This window comes from Streptomyces sp. NPDC056231 (genome assembly GCF_048270745.1).
In the GTDB taxonomy this organism is placed as follows: domain Bacteria; phylum Actinomycetota; class Actinomycetes; order Streptomycetales; family Streptomycetaceae; genus Streptomyces.
On record NZ_JBLVKW010000001.1, the window covers coordinates 319,657 to 338,183 of the forward strand.

General features: G+C 72.4%; 15 protein-coding genes. 3 read left to right on the plus strand and 12 right to left on the minus strand.

All coding sequences use genetic code 11. From position 1 onward, the window contains the following. Window positions 1–61 precede the first annotated feature (61 nt). Window positions 62–1,171 (minus strand): carbohydrate kinase family protein, encoded by a 1,110-nt coding sequence (locus ACNPQM_RS01450; RefSeq protein ID WP_358859002.1) that lies wholly within the window; start codon window positions 1,169–1,171, stop codon window positions 62–64. 352 nt (window positions 1,172–1,523) lie between these two features. Here ACNPQM_RS01450 and ACNPQM_RS01455 point away from each other — a divergent pair, with 352 nt between their 5' ends. After that, window positions 1,524–2,870, plus strand: a complete 1,347-nt coding sequence (locus ACNPQM_RS01455; protein ID WP_418082500.1) for an MFS transporter — start codon at window positions 1,524–1,526, stop codon at window positions 2,868–2,870. Window positions 2,871–2,893: 23 nt separating this feature from the next. On the opposite strand, the gene ACNPQM_RS01460 is transcribed toward ACNPQM_RS01455, so the two are convergent. The 9 genes from ACNPQM_RS01460 to hrcA all read right to left on the minus strand — a co-directional run bounded on the left by ACNPQM_RS01460 (window position 2,894) and on the right by hrcA (window position 13,473). Continuing rightward, window positions 2,894–3,886 carry an adenosine deaminase gene (locus tag ACNPQM_RS01460; protein WP_418082586.1) on the minus strand — a complete coding sequence of 331 codons (993 nt, stop codon included), beginning with the start codon at window positions 3,884–3,886 and terminating at the stop codon, window positions 2,894–2,896. Between the two features lie 27 nt (window positions 3,887–3,913). Then, entirely contained in the window at window positions 3,914–4,831 is a 918-nt protein-coding gene (locus tag ACNPQM_RS01465) for a ribonuclease Z (protein ID WP_418082501.1), read from the minus strand. 34 nt (window positions 4,832–4,865) lie between these two features. Further along, a complete protein-coding gene (locus tag ACNPQM_RS01470; protein ID WP_358859004.1) occupies window positions 4,866–5,225 on the minus strand; it encodes a histidine triad nucleotide-binding protein in 360 nt (119 codons plus the stop codon). A 167-nt stretch (window positions 5,226–5,392) separates the two neighbouring features. Continuing rightward, window positions 5,393–8,644, minus strand: coding sequence for a S41 family peptidase (locus tag ACNPQM_RS01475; protein WP_418082502.1), 3,252 nt, complete (start codon window positions 8,642–8,644; stop codon window positions 5,393–5,395). A gap of 78 nt (window positions 8,645–8,722) precedes the next feature. Further along, window positions 8,723–9,283: a hypothetical protein gene (locus ACNPQM_RS01480; RefSeq protein ID WP_418082503.1), complete on the minus strand. Its 561-nt coding sequence runs from the start codon at window positions 9,281–9,283 to the stop codon at window positions 8,723–8,725. Window positions 9,284–9,359: 76 nt separating this feature from the next. Then, window positions 9,360–10,106: a 16S rRNA (uracil(1498)-N(3))-methyltransferase gene (locus tag ACNPQM_RS01485; protein ID WP_358859085.1), complete on the minus strand. Its 747-nt coding sequence runs from the start codon at window positions 10,104–10,106 to the stop codon at window positions 9,360–9,362. Next, window positions 10,103–11,176 carry a nitronate monooxygenase gene (locus ACNPQM_RS01490; RefSeq protein WP_418082504.1) on the minus strand — a complete coding sequence of 358 codons (1,074 nt, stop codon included), beginning with the start codon at window positions 11,174–11,176 and terminating at the stop codon, window positions 10,103–10,105. Before ACNPQM_RS01490 ends, ACNPQM_RS01485 begins: the two co-directional genes overlap by 4 nt. A 143-nt stretch (window positions 11,177–11,319) precedes the next feature. Further along, window positions 11,320–12,456, minus strand: a complete 1,137-nt coding sequence (gene dnaJ / locus ACNPQM_RS01495) for a molecular chaperone DnaJ (protein WP_358859083.1) — start codon at window positions 12,454–12,456, stop codon at window positions 11,320–11,322. Continuing rightward, window positions 12,457–13,473: a heat-inducible transcriptional repressor HrcA gene (hrcA, locus tag ACNPQM_RS01500; protein WP_266985805.1), complete on the minus strand. Its 1,017-nt coding sequence runs from the start codon at window positions 13,471–13,473 to the stop codon at window positions 12,457–12,459. Between the two features lie 179 nt (window positions 13,474–13,652). Here hrcA and ACNPQM_RS01505 point away from each other — a divergent pair, with 179 nt between their 5' ends. Together ACNPQM_RS01505 and ACNPQM_RS01510 are read left to right on the plus strand one after the other, a co-directional pair. Next, window positions 13,653–14,375 (plus strand): MBL fold metallo-hydrolase, encoded by a 723-nt coding sequence (locus tag ACNPQM_RS01505; RefSeq protein WP_418082505.1) that lies wholly within the window; start codon window positions 13,653–13,655, stop codon window positions 14,373–14,375. A gap of 25 nt (window positions 14,376–14,400) precedes the next feature. Next, window positions 14,401–15,216, plus strand: coding sequence for a DUF3097 domain-containing protein (locus ACNPQM_RS01510; RefSeq protein ID WP_418082506.1), 816 nt, complete (start codon window positions 14,401–14,403; stop codon window positions 15,214–15,216). A gap of 108 nt (window positions 15,217–15,324) precedes the next feature. Here ACNPQM_RS01510 and hemW read toward each other — a convergent pair whose 3' ends face one another. Continuing rightward, window positions 15,325–16,557, minus strand: a complete 1,233-nt coding sequence (hemW, locus tag ACNPQM_RS01515) for a radical SAM family heme chaperone HemW (protein WP_418082507.1) — start codon at window positions 16,555–16,557, stop codon at window positions 15,325–15,327. Between the two features lie 42 nt (window positions 16,558–16,599). Next, window positions 16,600–18,525 (minus strand): SpoIIE family protein phosphatase, encoded by a 1,926-nt coding sequence (locus tag ACNPQM_RS01520; protein WP_418082508.1) that lies wholly within the window; start codon window positions 18,523–18,525, stop codon window positions 16,600–16,602. Between the last annotated feature and the right edge of the window lie 2 nt (window positions 18,526–18,527).

Here is an 18,527-nt window from a genome sequence, read left to right on the forward strand (position 1 = left end):
CGACTCCGCACGGACAACACCGAGGGCTTTTTCGCACACGATGCGAACACCCGTGTCCTCGTCACGCGGGGTGGCGAAAGCCGATTGTCGGTACGGCCCGGCGCAGCGGCCACGGCCGGGCGGTGGCGGGAAGCAGATGCTCCAGGAACGCGTACCGCTGGAGGGCCGCCGGATCCTGCCCGTCGCAGGTGCGGACCCGCTGCCACCAGGCGGCGATCTCCGCCCAGCCCGGCGCCGACAGGGACCCTCCGAACTCCTGGACGGAGAGGGCCGCGGTCAGTCCGGCAAAGGCCAGCCGGTCGGCCAGCGGCCAGTCCGCCAGGGTGCCGGTGACGAATCCGGCGACGAAGACATCGCCCGCACCGGTCGGGTCGAGGGCCTCGACCTCGATCGCGGGCACCTCGGCGGTGACACCGGTCGCCGCGTCCACCGCGTAGGCGCCCTCCGCGCCCAGCGTGACGACGGCGAGCGGCACCCGTTCGGCGATGGCGCGGGCGGCGGCACGGGGGCAGTCGGTCCGGGTGTAGCGCATGGCCTCCTCCGCGTTGGGCAGGAACGCCTGGCAGTGCTGCAGGTCGGGCAGCGCGTCCAGGTCCCAGCGGCCGGTTTCGTCCCAGCCGACGTCGGCGAAGATCCGGGCGCCGTGCCGGGCCGCGGCGGCGACCCACGGCTCGCTGCGGCCGGGGGTCAGCGAGGCGACGGCGGCGCGGGCGCGCGGAGGGCAGCGCGGGAAGGCCCGGTCCGCGCGCGAGGGGGCGGCGGGGGGCGGGGCCTCGTGTCCGTGCGAGACCATCGTCCGCTCGCCCTCGTACGCCATGGAGACGGTCACCGGAGAGTGCCAGCCGGGGACGGTGTGCGACATCGAGAGGTCGATGCCCTCGCCCTGTTCGAGGGCGTCCCAGCAGTACTCCCCGTAGTGGTCGTCGCCGAACGCGGCGGCGAGCGAGGTGTGCAGTCCGAGCCGGGCCAGTGCGGTGGCCATGTTGGCGACGCCGCCGGGGCTGGAGCCCATGCCGCGCGCCCAGGACTCGGTGCCGCGGACCGGGGCGCTGTCCAGGCCGGTGAAGACGATGTCGAGGAAGACCGTGCCGGTGAGAAACACATCGCAGTCCGGGTCCTGCGGGGCACGCAGCCCGTCCAGTGGGTCGATGCCTGGATTGTCTGTGCTCACCTTGCACTCCCCGGTCGTGGCAGATCCGGCCAGTGTGCCCGATTCCCCCCGGCGTCCGGGGTGGGTCCGCGCCGTCGCGCCGGGCGGGCGTCGGCCGGACCGGTGCCTGACCCGCCCGGGGTCCGCGCACACCAACACTGACCTGGGTAAACATGCGCTGCTACCCGCTAGGTAAGGCAGCAAACACAAGTGTGACCCAGTTCACTCGGGGGTGGCTTTCGGTCGACTGTACGCCCTTGATACAAATTGGCCCGCACGCACCGTCGCCGATCGATACCGACGAGTGCCACGTCCCCCCGCTGCACCCCTCCCCGCCTTCCCTGCCTCCTTCGGCATGTCTTCAGGAACGCCCATGTCCCCGCGCCCTCGCGCCGCGTGGCCCCTGGTCGCCGTGTTCACCGCCGGTTACCTCGCCGCCTATCTGCTCCCCACCATCGTCGGCCGGCTCTCCACCGGTCTGGGCCTCAGCGCGTCCCAGGCGGGTCTGGTCGGCAGCGCGCTCCTGCTGAGTTCGGCCACCGCCGGGTTCACCCTGGCGGGCCGGGTCGAGCGGTACGGGTCGAAAAGACCGGCGCGGGCCGGACTGGTGCTGGCCGTGGTGGGCTACGGCTGCGCCGCGCTGGCCGGTTCCGTGCCCCTCGTGGTCATGGGCGCGATGATCGGCGGGCTCGGCTCGGGTACGGCGACGGCAGTGGCCGCGGCCGGTATCGCCGCGCAGCGCGACCCGCACCGGACCTCGTCCCTGGGCCTGCTGAGCGTCTCCGCGACCGCGGGCGCCCTCTATCTGACCATCCCCCACCTGGGGGGCGGCCACCGGCTGCCGTTCGCCGCGATCGCCCTGGTCGCCCTGCTCGTCTGGCCCGCCACCGCGCGGCTCGGCGGCTCGGCGGCCACAGGTTCGACGGCACCGATGAGCGGCCGGCTGCCGCACCGCCGCTCCGGTCTGGTGCTGGCAGGCGGCATGCTCGTCTGGTCGATGGCGCAGAACGCCCTGTGGGGGGTCAGCAGCCGGATCGGCGTGTCCCAGGCCGGCCTCTCCGAGGTCACCATCGGCGCGGTCTTCGCCGCCGCGCTCGGCGCCGGCCTGCTCGGCGTGATGGGCGCCGGGGTGCTGGGCGCCAGACTCGGCCGGGCCGTCCCGATCGGTGTCGGCACCGTGATCATCGCGGGCAGCATCGTGCTCAGCTCGTCGGCCGCCGGGCTCGGCTCGTTCGCCACCGGCGAGATCGCGTGGAACACCGTCTACCCGGTGGTCCTGTCGTATCTGATCGGTCTGGCCGCGTCACTGGATGTACGGGGCCGCTGGGCGGTCCTCGCGGGCTCCGCGTCGTCCGTCGGCGTGGCCTGCGGCCCGGTCCTCGGCAGTGTGCTGTCCGAGACGGCCGGCTACCCGGGGATGGGCCTGATCCTGGGCGCCGTGACCCTGCTGGTCGCCGCCCCGGTCACGGCCGTCGCGCTGCACACCGGCGGCCGTCCGCTGGTGCCCGGCTCCGTCCGCCGCCGGGGCGGCGCCCCCGCGGCGCTGCTCGCCGCGACCACCGGCACGCTGCCCGGCGCGGTGCCCAGGATGGGCGCCCCCGAACAGGCCGTCACGGAGATCAGCGTGCCCGCGCTGCGGCGCAGGCGCCTCGGCAGGAACGCGTTCCGGACGGCCGGCCCGTCGGGCGCGGGCGGGCAGAGCCTGCCGGGTGACCTCTGATCGAAGGTCACCCGGCGAGGCTCTCAGTCGAACGCGTACGCCTCGACCTCCGACAGATAGCGCGACCTGCGCTCCTCGTCGTGGTCGAGGAAGGCCGCCTCGAAGGAGTTCCGGGCCAGGGTGCGCAGCTGCTCCCGCTCCAGTCCGAGCGCCTCGTGGACGGCATGGAAGGTATCTCCGACGTATCCGCCGAAGTACGCGGGGTCGTCGGAGTTCACCGTGCAGAGCAGCCCGGCGTCCAGCATCGCCCGCAGCGGGTGCTGCTCCAGGGTGTCGACGGCGCGCAGCCGTACGTTGGACAGCGGGCAGAGGGTGAGCGGCACCCGGTCGGCTGCCAGCCGCTTCACCAGGTCCGGGTCCTCCATGCAGCGCAGCCCGTGGTCGATGCGCTCGACCCCGAGGACGTCGAGCGCCTCCCGGATGTACTCCGGCGGCCCCTCCTCCCCGGCGTGTGCGACCTTCCGCAGCCCGAGCGCCCCGGCCGCCTCGTACACCTCGCGGAACTTCGCGGGCGGATGCCCGACTTCCGCCGAGTCCAGGCCGACGGCGCTGATCCGGTGCAGGTACGGCTTCGCGGCGTCGAGGGTCTCCAGGGCCGATTCGGCGGACTGGTCGCGCAGGAAACACATGATCAGCTGGGTGGAGATGCCATGGGTCTCCTCGCTGCGGTCGAGCGCCCGGCCGAGTCCTTCGACGACGATGCCGATCGGGACGCCTCGGGCGGTGTGCGCCTGCGGGTCGAAGAAGATCTCCGCGTGGCGGACGCCCTGGGCGGCCGCGCGGGCGAGGTAGGCGTCGGCGAGCTGCTGGAAGTCCTCCTCGGTGCGCAGGACGGCCATCAGCGCGTAATACAGGTCCAGGAAGGACTGCAGGTCGTCGAAGAGGTAGGCCGTGCGCAGCTCTTCGGTGTTCGCGTAGGGCAGCTCCACGCCATTGCGTTCGGCGAGGGCGAAGGCCAGCTCGGGTTCGAGGGTTCCTTCGATGTGGAGGTGGAGTTCTGCCTTGGGGAGATGCACGGGTCGCTCGCTCATTCTTGCTGCTGGTTACTGCTGCTGTTGATGCCGGCTCGGGACGGGAACGCTGATCAGGTCCTGGGCGATGGTCAGTTCGCCCTCGAACCCGGCGGCGCGGGCCTGGGAGGCGAAGACACCCGGATCTACGTACCGCTGCGAGAAGTGCGTCAGCACGAGATGCCGTACGCCCGCCTCGCGGGCCACCCGGGCCGCCTGTCCGGCGGTGAGATGACCGTGGTCGGTGGCGAGCCGTTCGTCCTCGTCGAGGAAGGTCGACTCGATGACCAGCAGGTCGCACCCTTCGGCAAGCGTGTACACGCCGTCGCAGAGCCTCGTGTCCATGATGAACGCGAAGCGCTGGCCGCGCCTGCGCTCGGAGACCTCGTCGAGGCCGACACCGCCCAGCGAGCCCTCGCGCTGGATCCGTCCGACGTCCGGCCCGGTGATCCCGTGCTCGGCGAGCCGGTCGGGCAGCATGCGCTGCCGGTCGGGCTCGACGAGGCGGTAGCCGTACGACTCGACGGGGTGGGAGAGCCGGTGGGCGTACAGGGTGTACGCGGCGGTCTCGGCGAGGACCCCGTCGGCCGTGACCGGGGCCTCGGTCAGCTCTACGGATTCGTGGTAGGCGGTCGCGTACCGCAGCCGCTCGAAGAAGCGCTGCCCGCTCGCCGGGTAGTGCGCGCTCACCGGGTGCGGGACCTGGTCGAGATTGATGCGCTGGATCACCCCGGCAAGCCCGAGGGAGTGGTCGCCGTGGAAGTGCGTGACGCAGATCCGGTTGATGTCGTGCGCGGCGACTCCGGCGCGCAGCATCTGGCGCTGGGTGCCCTCGCCGGGGTCGAAGAGGATGCCCTCGCCGTCCCAGCGCAGCAGATAGCCGTTGTGGTTGCGGTGCCGGGTGGGGACCTGGCTGGCGGTGCCGAGGACGACGAGTTCGCGTACGGACATGGGTGCGGTGGCCTGCGATTCGGGGGATTCGGCGTTATCCGGGCGGCCACTGCATTCCGCGGCCGCCCAGGACGTGGGCGTGCGCGTGGAAGACGGTCTGTCCTGCACCGGTGCCGGTGTTGAAGACAACCCGGTAACCGGTGTCGGTGATCTTCTCGTCGGCGGCGACGTTCGCGGCCTCGAGCAGTATGTCGGCGGCGATCTGCGGCTCGGCGGCGGCGAGGGTGGCGGCGTCGCGGTGGTGGACGCGCGGGATGACGAGGATGTGGGTGGGGGCCTGGGGGTTGATGTCGCGGAAGGCGACGGTCGTCTCGGTCTCGCGGACGATGGTTGCCGGGACGTCTCCCGAGACGATCTTGCAGAACAGGCAGTCGGGCTGCGGTTCTCCCGCCATGGCCGGGCTCCTCGGTCGCGTGGTTGATCCGTACACGGGCATGCTATCGGGCGCGGTTGCCCGGCTCCCGAAACCGGGGGCGGAGCCCCGGTCCCGGGAACGGGCGGGCAGGGGCACGAGGGCCTTTCCTTCGGATCAGGCCGGATCCGGAAGAAAGGCCCCAGCCCCTATCCCGGCAGACCCGGTGCCGACTTCGCCGGGCTCTGCGCGAGTCCGTCCAGCGCGATCCGGATCGCGGCGTCCAGCTGCGGATCCCGTCCCGCCGCATGGTCCTGCGGCGCCGTCACGACCTCCACATCCGGGTCCACCCCGTGGTTCTCCACACCCCAGCCGTACCCCTCAAGCCAGAACGCGTACTTGGGCTGCGTGACCAGCGTGCCGTCGACGAGCCGGTACCGGCTGTCGATGCCGACCACGCCGCCCCACGTCCGCGTACCGACCACCGGCCCGATCCCGAGCGCCTTGATCGCCGCGTTCACGATGTCGCCGTCCGAGCCGGAGAACTCGTTCGCCACGGCCACCACCGGACCGCGCGGCGCGTCCCCGGGGTAGCTGAACGGCTGCATGCCGCGCGGCAGGTCCCAGCCGACGATGCGGCGGGCCAGCTTCTCCACGATCAGCTGCGACGTGTGGCCGCCGCGGTTCTCCCGTACGTCCACCACCAGCCCCTCACGGGCCACTTCGACCCGCAGGTCCCGGTGGAGCTGCGCCCAGCCGGAGCCGACCATGTCGGGGACGTGGAGGTAGCCCAGGCGTCCGCCGGACTGCTCGTGCACGTACGCCCGCCGGTCCGCCACCCACGCGTGGTACCGCAGCGCCTCCTCGTCCGCGGTCGGCACGACGACGACATGCCGCAGGTTGCCGCCGTCCGCCGGCGAGACGGTCAGCTCGACCGGCTTGCCCGCCGAACCGGTGAGCAACGGCCCGGGCCCGGTCAGGGGGTCGATCTCCTGCCCGTCGACGGCGACGATCGCGTCCCCGGCGCGGACCGCGACGCCGGGCGCGGCGAGCGGCGAGCGGGCTTCCGGATCGGACGTCTCGGACGGCAGGATCCGGTCGATACGCCAATGACCTTCGTCCGTGCGGGAGATGTCGGCCCCGAGCAGCCCCTGCCGGCTCGCGTCGTCGTCCCGGCCGCCCTGCGGCGTCACATACGCGTGCGAGGTGCCGAGCTCCCCCTGCACCTCCCAGAGCAGGTCGACGAGGTCGTCATGGGTGGCGACGCGCGCCAGCACCGGCCGGTAGCGGTCGAGGACGCCGTCCCAGTCGACGCCGCCCATGTCGGGCCGCCAGAAGTTGTCGCGCATGATGCGGCCCGCCTCGTCGTACATCTGGCGCCATTCGGCGGCAGGTTCGACGGTCCGGCGGATCCGGGAGAGGTCGACGGTGACGCTGTTGTCGCTGCCGCCGTCGTGGTCGTCGTCGGAGCCCGCCGGGACACGGCTGTCGGCGGGTACGACGCGCAGCTTGCCCCGGGTGTGCAGGACCAGCCGCTTGCCGTCGCCGCTCACGGCGAACCGGCTGACGTCGGAGGCGAGTTCGTCACTGTGCAGCCTCTCGAGGTCGTACCGCTCCAGGACGGTCTCCGGCCCCCGCGAGTCCGGCGTCGCCCCTGCCGTACCGAGCACGCCCGTCACCGGGTGCCGCAGCCACAGCAGTCCGTCCTTCGCCGCGCGCAGCGAGGAGTAGCGGGCGGCCTCGACGGGCAGCGGCACGATCCGGTCGGCGAGCCCGTCGAGGTCGATCCGGGTGACGGGCAGCGCGGTGGGGTTGTCCTGGTCGCCGTCGCCGGAGCTCTTCTCCTTCTCGGTCGGGCGGCCGTGGCGCTGCGGCCCGAACGGAGAGGGCGTGGTGGCGGCGAGCGTCAGCAGGTGCGGGCGGCAGGCGCCGACGAAGGCCAGATCGAAGACGTGCGCGTCGTAGACCGGGTCGAAGGTCCGCTCGGAGAGGAAGGCGAGATGCTTGCCGTCGACGGTGAACGCGGGGGCGTAGTCCCGGAAGCGGAGCGGCGTGGCTTCGGCGACCGACAGATCGGCGAGGTGCGCGAGCTTGAGCTGGCGCAGCGGCCCGGGCCCGGGGTGGGACCAGGCGAGCCAAACCGAGTCCGGCGAGAAGACGAGTCCGGAGGCGTCGCCGTGTTCGCTGCGGTCGACCTCGTGGACCTCGCCGCTCTCCCGCTCGACGATCAGGATCCGGCCGTCGTGCGAGGCGACGGCGAACCGGCTGCCGTCGGCGGCCGCCGCCAGGTCGAGCACCCTGCCGAGCCGGCCGGCGGCCAGTCGGCGCGGTGCGGTGCCCGGAGCGGTTCCGGTGGCGGGTGCGCACTCCAGGGCGTCGTCGCCCTCCGCGTCGGTGACCCAGACGACGTGCTGATCGCCGTCGGCCTGGAAGGTACGGGGCAGTCTGGCCCGCACCCCGGGTTCGACGGCCAGTGCGCGGGCCGGGCCCTCGCGGTGGGTGACCCAGTGGACGGCGCCGCGCGTCCCGACGGCACTGCCGCGGCCTGTACGGTCCGGGGACGCCGAGTCGAGGTGGCTCCCGGCGTGCACGGAGTGCGGCTGGAGGTCGGCGCGCTGGCCGCCGAGGCGGATTTCGAGACGCCGGGGTCCGGCGCCTTCCAGGTCGTCGAGCAGCCACAGCTCACCGGCCGAGGCGTAGCTGACGCGGGTGCCGTCGGTCGTCGCGTGGCGGGCGTAGAAGCCCTCGGCCTCGGTGTGCCGACGCAGGTCGGAGCCGTCGGGGAGCGAGGAGTAGAGCGCGCCGACGCCTTCGTGGTCGGAGAGGAAGGCGAGACGGTCGCCGACCCACATCGGGCATTCGATGTTGCCGTCGAGGCCCTCGTGAACCCGTACGAAGTCCGCGGCGCCGTCCGGCCCCTGGCCTTCCCCGGGTGCTTGCGCGAGCCACAACTTGCCCGCCGTGCCGCCCCTGTAGCGCTTCCAGGTGGCGGCCTCGCGCCCCATGGTGGCGGAGAGCAGCAGGACCCGTCCGCCGGGTCCGTACGCGAGGGAGCCGACCGGCCCGTAGGGGAGGGTCCGCGCGGGCCCGCCGTCGACCGGGACGGCCCGGGCCCAGCTGCGGCGCAGCGACACCTGCCCCTGGGTGCTGGTGACCAGGACGTCGCCCTCGGGGGTCCAGCCGCGCACGGTGGTCCGCGCGTCGCCCCAGTAGGTCAGCCGCTTCGAAGGGCCTCCCTCGACAGGGGCGAGGTGCACCTCGGGGGCGCCGTCCCGGGTGGATGTCCAGGCGACGTGGGTGCCGTCGGGCGATATGTGTGGCTGGCGGACGGGCCGGTTGTCGGCGCTGACCCGCCAGGCCCGGCCGCCGTCGAGCGGCGCCAGCCAGACATCGTCCTCGGCGGTGAAGGCGATCAATTCGCCCTGGACATGGGGGTACCTGAGATAGGCGGGCTGTGTCACACCGATCACCCTAGGCTGCGGTCGTGTTCCGGGAAACGGGGTTGGCCGGAGTCCGCCCCCGCGGTCGCGCCGACCCACTCACTTGCCCTGCGGATATCCGGTCACCGTGACGGTCACCGTGACGGTCGGCCGGACACGGCCGCCACCACCGCCTTTTCCATCGCGTGTCGGCGGTGTCACGCCGCCGGTCGAGGGGGCGGCGTGACAGTTGCCGAGTACATCGGCCCGCAGGACGGTCTTGCCGCCGACCTTCCCGGTGAAGTCCCCCCGTACACAGAGCCCGCTGACTTCTTTCGTGACCTTGCCGGCGAGTGTGATGTCCTTGCCGTCCGCGGTCCGGCCGCGGCAGTCGACGTGCGCCACCTGCCGCCCGGACGCGGAGCGCGAGGTCGGGGACGGCGTCTTACCGGCGCCCTCGACCTCGGCTGTGCAGTTCAGCCACTGCACATCGACCCCTTTGCGCTCCAGCGCCCCGGTGCCGGTCCGGTCGGTGGTCAGGGCGACGGACGCGGAGTTCAGCCCGTCGATCGGCTCGCAGGCGACGGCCCCCGCAACGGCCGCACCGACGAGGCACAGTACGGCCGGAATGCGATGGGCTCGGCCGCGGCCCCATGAACTCGATGCCCTCAATGTCCCCATACGTGGCAGGGTCCCACCACTCCCCCGCGGTGCGGTAGACCGCTTGCAGCCACACCGGACGTGTTGTATACGGCGGTTACGCCCAGCGGCCGGTGCGCCCCAGCAGCAGTGCCGTCGCCGCGGTGCCCGCCGTCGAGGTGCGCAGGACGCTCCGGCCGAGCCGGCAGGTCCGGGCGCCCGCCTCGGCGAAGGCCGCCAGTTCCTCGGGCGACACCCCGCCCTCGGGGCCCACGACCAGAATGATCTCGCCCCCTGCGGGCAGTCCGACGGTGGCCAGCGGCTCGCTGTCGTACCCCCGGTCCTCGTGCAGGACGGCCGCGAAGTCGGCTGTGGCCAGAAGCGCAGCAACCTGTTTGGTGGTCAGCGCGTCCGTCACCTCCGGGAATCGCACCCGGCGCGACTGCTTGCCCGCCTCGCGGGCCGTGTTCCGCCACTTCGCGAGGGCCTTGAGACCGCGGTCGCCCTTCCACTGGGTGATGCAGCGCGAAGCCTGCCACGGCACGATCGCGTCGACGCCTGTCTCCGTCATCGTCTCGACGGCGAGCTCGCCGCGGTCACCCTTGGGGAGCGCCTGGACCACGGTGATGCGGGGTGTGGGACGGGGCTCCTCGTGGACCGTGCAGAGGTCCGTCACCACCAGCCGGTCCTTGCCCTCGGCAGCCCGCACGACCCCTTCCGTCCACCGGCCGTGCCCGTCCGTCAGGACGACATCCTCACCGGCCCGCAGCCGCTTGACCGAAACGGCGTGCCGCCCCTCGGGACCGTCCAGGACGAACTCGGGCCCGGCAGGGACCTGTTCGACGACGAAGACCGGTGCGGTCACTGCGTGCTCCTTGTGCTCGGTGCCGCGTGCGCGGCGTCCAGTTCTTCGGCGAGCAGCTCGACCAGCCGGCCGGCCGGCAACTCGCGTGCCATGCGGTGGCCCTGGCCCGCCCACAGGGCCATGCCCTGCGCGTCCCCGGCCCTGGCCGCGGCCTTGCGCAGCTCGCTGGTGACATGGTGCACCTGCGGGTAGGCGGCGGGGGCGTACGGGCCGTGCTCGCGCACGAAGCGGTTGACGAGGCCGCGGGCGGGGCGTCCGGAGAACGCCCGGGTCAGGGCCGTCCGTACGAACAGCGGGTTGGTCAGCGCCTGCTTGTGCAGCAGATGGGCGCCGGACTCGGGGCAGACCAGGAAGGCCGTGCCGAGCTGCGCCGCCTCCGCGCCCGCCGCGACGACCGCCGCGATCTGGGAGCCGCGCATGATGCCGCCGGACGCGATGAGCGGCAGCTGGGCGGTCTCACGGACCTGGGCCACCAGGGAGAGCAGCCCGATGCCGGCGTCGTCGGCCTGCGGGTCGTCGCGGTGGGTGGACCGATGCCCGCCCGCCTCGACGCCCTGGACACAGATCGCGTTGGCGCCCGCCCACTGGGCGGCCTGGGCCTCCTCGGGCGAGGTGACCGTCACGACGGTGTACGTGCCGACTTTGGCGAGCGCGTCGAGGGCGCCGCGGGTGGGGCAGCCGAACGTGAAGGAGACCACCGGAACGGGGTCCTCCAGGAGAATCGCGAGCTTGGCCTCGTAGCCGTCGTCACCACTGGAGTCCGGGTCGCCGAGCGGGGTCTCGTACCAGGCGGCCTCACCGGCGAGCTGGTGCTTGTACACCTCGACGGCGCTCGGGTCGGCGAGGTTCGGCTGCGGCATGAAGAGGTTGACGCCGAACGGCTGACCGGTCATTCCGCGCAGCTGTTTGATCTCGTTGTACATGCCGTCCGCCGTCTTGTACCCGGCGGCCAGGAAGCCGAGCCCACCGGCTTCGGCAACGGCCGACACGAGCTGCGGACAGGACACACCGCCCGCCATGGGGGCCTGCACGATCGGATACCGGCAGAGATCGGTCAACGCGGATGACATGACCGCATCGTGTCACGTCCGGTGCACCCTGCCGAATCAGCCGCAGTTCGGCCGGAGCGGTATGCACGGAACGCGGTAGCGCCCGCCGGTCCGGGGACGGGCGGGCGCTACGGCGCAAGGGAACAGCGGGGTGCGGACGGTCCTCAGCGGCCGTTGAACGCATCCTTCAGGCGGGAGAAGAGTCCCTGTTGCCCTGGCTGGAACTGACCGGTGGGCCGCTCCTCGCCACGCAGCTTCGCGAGCTCCCGCAGCAGTCGCTCCTGCTCCGGGTCCAGCTTCGACGGGGTCGTCACCTCGACGTGCACGATCAGGTCGCCGCGCCCGCCGCCCCGCAGATGCGTGATGCCGCGGCCGTGCAGCGGGACCGACTGACCGGACTGGGTGCCCGGCCGGATGTCGACCTCCTCCAGGCCGTCGAGCGTCTCCAGCGGCACCTTCGTGCCGAGCGCGCCCGCCGTCATGGGGATGGTGACCGTGCAGTGCATGTCGTCGCCGCGGCGTTGGAACACCGGGTGCGGCAGCTCATGGATCTCGACGTACAGGTCGCCGGCCGGGCCGCCGCCGGGGCCGACCTCGCCCTCGCCCGCGAGCTGGATGCGGGTGCCGTTGTCGACACCGGCGGGGATCTTCACGGTGAGTGTGCGCCGCGAACGGATACGGCCGTCACCGGCGCACTCCGGGCACGGGGTCGGAACGACCGTACCGAAGCCCTGGCACTGCGGGCAGGGCCGCGAGGTCATGACCTGGCCGAGGAACGACCGGGTGACCTGGGAGACCTCGCCGCGGCCGCGGCACATGTCACAGGTCTGGGCGGAGGTACCGGGTGCGGCACCCTCGCCGCTGCAGGTCGTACAGACGACGGCCGTGTCGACCTGAATGTCCTTGGTGGTACCGAATGCCGCCTCGGCGAGATCGATCTCGAGCCGGATCATCGCGTCCTGGCCGCGCCGGGTGCGCGACCGCGGTCCACGCTGCGACGCCGTGCCGAAGAACGCGTCCATGATGTCGGAGAAGTTGCCGAAGCCACCCTGTCCGAATCCGCCCGCGCCACCGCCGCCGGAGGCGGACAGCGGGTCGCCGCCGAGGTCGTAGACCTGCTTCTTCTGCGGGTCCGACAACACCTCGTAGGCGGCGTTGATCTCCTTGAACCGCTCCTGGGTCTTCGGATCGGGATTGACGTCCGGATGCAGCTCGCGTGCGAGCCGCCGGAAGGCCTTCTTGATCTCGTCCTGAGATGCGTCGCGGCGCACGCCGAGAACGGCGTAGTAGTCGGTGGCCACTTACGACTCCGCCAGGATCTGTCCGACGTAACGTGCCACTGCGCGTACCGCTCCCATCGTTCCGGGGTAGTCCATGCGGGTCGGTCCGACCACGCCGAGTTTGGCGACTGCCTCGTCGCCCGAACCGTAGCCGACCGCGACGACGGACGTGGAGTTGAGCCCCTCGTGGGCGTTCTCGTGCCCGATACGTACGGTCATGCCCGAGTCCTTGGCCTCGCCGAGCAGCTTCAGCAGCACGACCTGCTCCTCCAGCGCCTCCAGCACCGGCCGGATCATCAGAGGGAAGTCGTGCCCGAAGCGGGTGAGGTTGGAGGTGCCGCCGATCATCAGCCGCTCCTCCGTCTCCTCGACGAGGGTTTCGAGCAGGGTGGAGAGCACGGTGGACACGGTTCCCCGGTCCTCGCTCTCGAAGGATTCCGGCAGGTCCTGCACCAGCTGCGGGACGTCCGAGAACCGGCGCCCCACGACCCGGCTGTTGAGCCGGGCCCGCAGATCGGCGAGAGAGGTCTCACCGAACGGTGCGGGACAGTCGATCATGCGCTGTTCGACCCGGCCGGTGTCCGTGATCAGCACGAGCATCAGCCGGGCGGGCGCCAGCGACAGCAGCTCCACATGCCGCACCGTGGAACGGGTCAGCGAGGGGTACTGCACGACGGCGACCTGCCGGGTCAACTGCGCGAGCAGCCGTACGGTGCGGCCCACGACATCGTCGAGGTCGACCGCGCCGTCGAGGAAGTTCTGGATGGCCCTGCGCTCCGGCGACGACAGGGGCTTGACCCCCGCGAGCTTGTCGACGAAGAGCCGGTAGCCCTTGTCCGTCGGGATGCGGCCCGCGCTGGTGTGGGGCTGGGCGATGAAACCCTCGTCCTCCAGCACAGCCATGTCGTTGCGGACCGTGGCCGGGGAGACCCCCAGCTTATGCCGCTCGGTGAGCGCCTTGGAGCCGACGGGCTCCTCGGTGCCGACATAGTCCTGGACGATGGCGCGCAGCACCTCGAGTCTGCGTTCGCTGAGCATGGCGCACACCTCCAGCTGTGTTTCCTCGGTGGTTCTGGTCGATCTCCGGCGATTCCTGGCACTCGATGCGTACGAGTGCCAGCGACCCCCTAGTGTACGGCGGTCGGGTGGGGCCCTAGCAAGGGCGACCGGCCACGCCACCCCGAGACTGCGCAGGTCGTTGCCGATAGCGTCTCCGCATGAACGCGTCTTGGGAAGAGTTCGGCTGGGAGCGACTGGGCAACGGTGTGGGCCGCCGGAGGCTCCCCGGGTGGGATGCCACGGTCGCACTGGTGGTCGGAGCCGAGGCGGCCCTGCTCTTCGACACGGGATCGACGCTGCGCGAAGGTGTGGAGATACGGACCCAGGTGCAGGCCATGACCGGCCGGAAGGTGACGCATATCGCACTCAGCCACCCTCATTTCGACCATGTGCTCGGCACCGCGGCATTCGCCGGGGCGGAGGTGTACGGCGCCATCGGCACGGCCGCTCTCCTCACCGGCGGTGCGGACGAGCTGTACGCCGACGCGATACGCCACGGGGTGCCCGAGGAGGACGCGGCGCAGGCGGCGGACGTCCTGGTGGCGCCGCACCACCAGGTGCGCGGCGAATGGACACTCGACCTGGGCGGCGGCCGTCAGGTGCTGCTGGCGAACGTGGGCCCCGCCCACAGCGGCCACGACCTCGTCGCCCTCGTGCCCGGCTCCCCGGCCGTGGTCCTCTGCGGCGACCTGGTCGAGGAATCGGGCGAACCGCAGGCGGGCCCGGACGCGATCCCGTCGCGCTGGCCGGCCGCGCTGGACCGGCTGCTGGCGCTGGGCGGCGAGGACGCGGTGTATGTGCCGGGGCACGGGGCCGTCGTGGACGCGGCGTTCGTACGGGCCCAACGTGACCGGCTGTCCACCGCCTTCGGCGTGTCGTGACCGGTTTCCGTCCTATCGTCGTCCGATGCGCAGCTACCACCCGGACCTGACCCCGCCCTGGAAGAAGTCCGCTCCCGTGCCCGAGGTCCCCGCCGAGCCCGATCTGGTCGTGGAGGAGGTCTCCACCGGCTTCTGCGGTGCGGTGATCCGCTGCGAGAAGACGGCGCAGGGCCCGACGGTGACTCTGGAGGACCGTTTCGGCAAGCACCGGGTGTTCCCGATGGAACCGCGCGGCTTCCTCCTGGAGGGCCGCGTCATCACTCTCGTACGCCCCTCGGCCGCCGGCCCGGCCCGGCCCGCCCGCACGGCCTCCGGTTCCGTGGCGGTCCCCGGCGCGCGCGCCCGGGTGGCGCGGGCGGGCCGGATCTACGTGGAGGGCCGGCACGACGCGGAGTTGGTCGAACGGGTCTGGGGCGACGACCTGCGCATCGAGGGTGTGGTGGTGGAGTACCTGGAAGGCATCGACGACCTGCCGTCCATCGTCCGTTCGTTCGCCCCCGGCCCGGATGCGCGACTGGGCGTCCTGGTCGACCACCTGGTCCCCGGCTCCAAGGAGTCGAGAATCGCGGCCGAGGTCACCGACGCGAACGTGCTGGTGGTGGGCCACCCGTACATCGACATCTGGGAGGCGGTGAAGCCGGCGTCGGTGGGCATCGGCGCGTGGCCGGTGGTGCCCCGCGGCCTGGACTGGAAGACCGGCGTGTGCCGGTCACTGGGCTGGCCCGAGAACACGGGCGCGGCGTGGCAGCGCATCCTGTCGACGGTCCGCTCGTACAAGGATCTGGAACCGGCCCTGCTGGGCTCGGTGGAACACCTGATCGACTTCGTGACGGCGCCCTAGTTCGTCCGACGACCGGGGGCCGGGGGGCCTGGGTGGAGCCCCCGGTCCCGGGACAGGGGCGGACAGGGGATCAGGCCCGCCGCAAGCGCACCCGTGTCCCCGCGCCCCTCAGTCCACCAGATCCCTGACCACCGCATCCGCGAGCAACCGCCCGCGCAGAGTCAGCACTGCCTGCCCCTCCGCATAGGGCGCCGCCTCCAGGAGCCCGTCCTCCACCGCGCGCCCCGCCGCGGCCAGTCCGGCGGGCGCCAGCAGTGACAGCGGACATCCGTCGACCAGCCGCAGCTCCAGGAGAATCCGCTCGACCCGCCGGTCCTCCGCCGACAGGACCTCCCGTCCCGCGCCCGGCGACCGCCCCTCCGCGAGCGCCTGCGCGTACGCGCCGGGATGCTTCACGTTCCACCAGCGCACCCCGCCCACATGGCTGTGCGCCCCCGGCCCGGCCCCCCACCAGTCGGCGCCCCGCCAGTACAGCTCGTTGTGCAGGCACCGCCCGTCCACCGTCCGGGCCCAGTTCGACACCTCGTACCAGGAGAAGCCCGCCGCGGCCATGGCCTCGTCCGCGATCAGATACCGGTCGGCGTGGACGTCGTCGTCCGTCATCGGAACCTCGCCGCGCCGGATCCGCCGCGCCAGTTGCGTGCCCTCCTCGACGATCAGCGCGTACGCGGACACATGGTCCGGCCCCGCTCCGATCGCCGCGTCCAGCGAGGCCCGCCAGTCGTCGTCGGACTCCCCGGGCGTGCCGTAGATCAGGTCGAGATTGACGTGCTCGAAGCCCGCCTCCCGGGCCTCGGCGACACATGCCTCAGGCCGCCCCGGCGTATGCGTACGGTCGAGGATCTTCAGCACGTGCTGCCGGGCACTCTGCATCCCGAACGAGATCCGGTTGAAGCCGCCTTCCCGCAGCTCCGCCAGATACGCCGGGTCGACCGACTCCGGATTGGCCTCGGTGGTGATCTCGGCGTCGTCGGCGAGCCCGAACTCGTCACGGATCGCCGCCAGCATCCGGACGAGATCCCCGGCGGGCAGCAGCGTGGGCGTACCGCCGCCGACGAACACCGTACGGACCGGCCGCGGGTCGTCGCCGAGCACCTTGCGGGCCTGACGGACCTCGCCGATCAGATGGGCGGCGTAGTTGTCCCGGGAGGCCAGCGCACCGCCCGACCCCCGCAGCTCGGTCGCCGTGTACGTGTTGAAGTCGCAGTACCCGCAGCGCGTGGCGCAGTACGGCACATGCAGGTAGAAGCCGAGCGGCCGGTCGGCGGCGCCTTCCAGGGCATGGCGGGGCAGCGCCCCGTCGTCGGGTACGGGCTCACCATCGGGCAGTACGGAAGGCATACCGTCCATTGTCCCTCGTCGCCGGTCCTGCCCCGCCCGCGTTCACCGGGCCTGCAGGACCACCAGCGCCAGATCGTCGTCCGGCGGGCGCTCGGCGAACTCGTGAACGGCCCGTTTGATCCGGTCCGCGATCCCCTCCGCGGTCAGCCCGGCGCACCCGGCCAGTACCCGGGCGAGACCGTCCCCGTCGTCGAACATCGCCGGCCCGGAGCGCCGCTCCGTGACCCCGTCCGTGACGCAGAGCAGGCTGTCCCCCGGCGCCAGGTCGAAGCTCTGACTCTCGTACGCGACGTCCTCGACGACTCCGAGGAGCACCTGCGGCTCTGCGGCGGCCCGCACGGTGCCGTCGGGCCGCAGCAGCAGCGGCAGCGGATGGCCCGCGCTGGCGAGCGTGCAGCGCACTCCGCCACCGGGCAGCGGCACCATCTCCCCGTACAGCAGGGACAGGAACCGGGGCTGCCCGCCGTCCGGCAGCTGCGGACCGTCCTCCCGCAGATGCTGGCCGCCCTCCGCCAGGTGCTGCCCGCCCGCGGCCGCGACCATGAGCGCGGCGGCCTCGGCGGTCTCCATCGCGTCGTCGAGGAGCAGCCGGTTGAGCCGGTCCAGCACCTCGCCGACGCGGAACCCCTCCCGGGCCAGCAGCCGCAGCCAGGGCCGGGCGAGACCGGTGACGACCGCGGCCTCGGGGCCGCTGCCCTGCACATCGCCGAGCACGAAGCACCAGCGGTCGCCGGGGCACGGGAAAATGTCATAGAAATCACCTCCGACGACACCGTCGTCGGAAGGCTCGTACACCAGCGAGCTGGTGACGCCGGGTATCTCCGCGACCTTGCTGGGCAGCAGACCGCGCTGCAGGACGCGGCTGATGGTGGCCTGCCGGGTGTACGCGCGAGCTGCGCCGACGGCGAGGCCGACACGGCGTACGAAATCCTCGACCAGGGCGGTCACTTCGTGCGACACCCGGGCGGCGCCCTCCCGGCCGAGCAGAACGGCGCCGAGCGTGCGGTCCCCCGACGTCATCCGAAACCCCAGGGCCGTCCCCTCGCCCTCCCCCTCGCGCAGGGGCCACGGAACCGGAACCGGCCCGGTGCCGACCTCGTCGGCCAGCAGGAGCGGCTCCTCCTCCAGGACCGTGCGCAGCTGCTCCGTGCGGTCCTCGTCGGCGTGCCAGACCCGTACCAGCCGTGGTGCGGCCGAGGGCCCGCCGCCTTCGCCCTGCAGCCAGATCGCGCACCAGTCGCCGAGCCGGGGCACCAGCAGCTGCCCGGCGAGCGCCGCCACGATGTCCTCGTCGAGCTGCCCCGCGAGCAGATCCGATGCCTCGGCGAGGAACGAGAGCGCCCCGCGCCCGGCCCAGTCCGCGTCGTCGCGGACCGCGCGGCGGGCGCTGGGCGCGAGCAGCTCGGCGGCGTGCAGTTCGGGTTCGGCTGCCGGATCGGGCGCGTCGGTCCAGTCGTCGACGGGCAGCCGGGCCCAGACGGTCTTCAGGCCGGTGCGGTACGTGATGCCCCAGCGCTCGGCGAGCGTGGCCACGACCTGCAGCCCTCGCCCGCACTCGGCCGGTCCGTCCCGGTCCGCGGCCGATAACGGGCCGGGGCGTTCGCTGCGCACGGAACGGGCGGGGTGATGATCGGCGACCTCCAGCACCAGGGCTGCGGCCTCGTTCCCGGCCGCCTCCTCCAGCCGGAAGAGCAGCTCGACGGTGGTCCCGGCGTGCACGACGGCATTGGTGACGAGCTCATCGACGACAACCACCGCGTCGTCCGCCAGCCGGTCGCTGAAACCCACGGCTGCGGGCAGCCCCAGTCCGGTCCACTCGGCCAGCGCGGCCCGGACGAACCGGCGGGCAGCGGCCGGCGCGAGGGGATTCCCGGGCAGACTCGTCCGGGCGACCGGCTGCGCCTCCGGCTGGCCGACGTACGTACCGGGACGCTGAACGGTGTCCCGCTGCAAGGGAATGGGCCCCATGG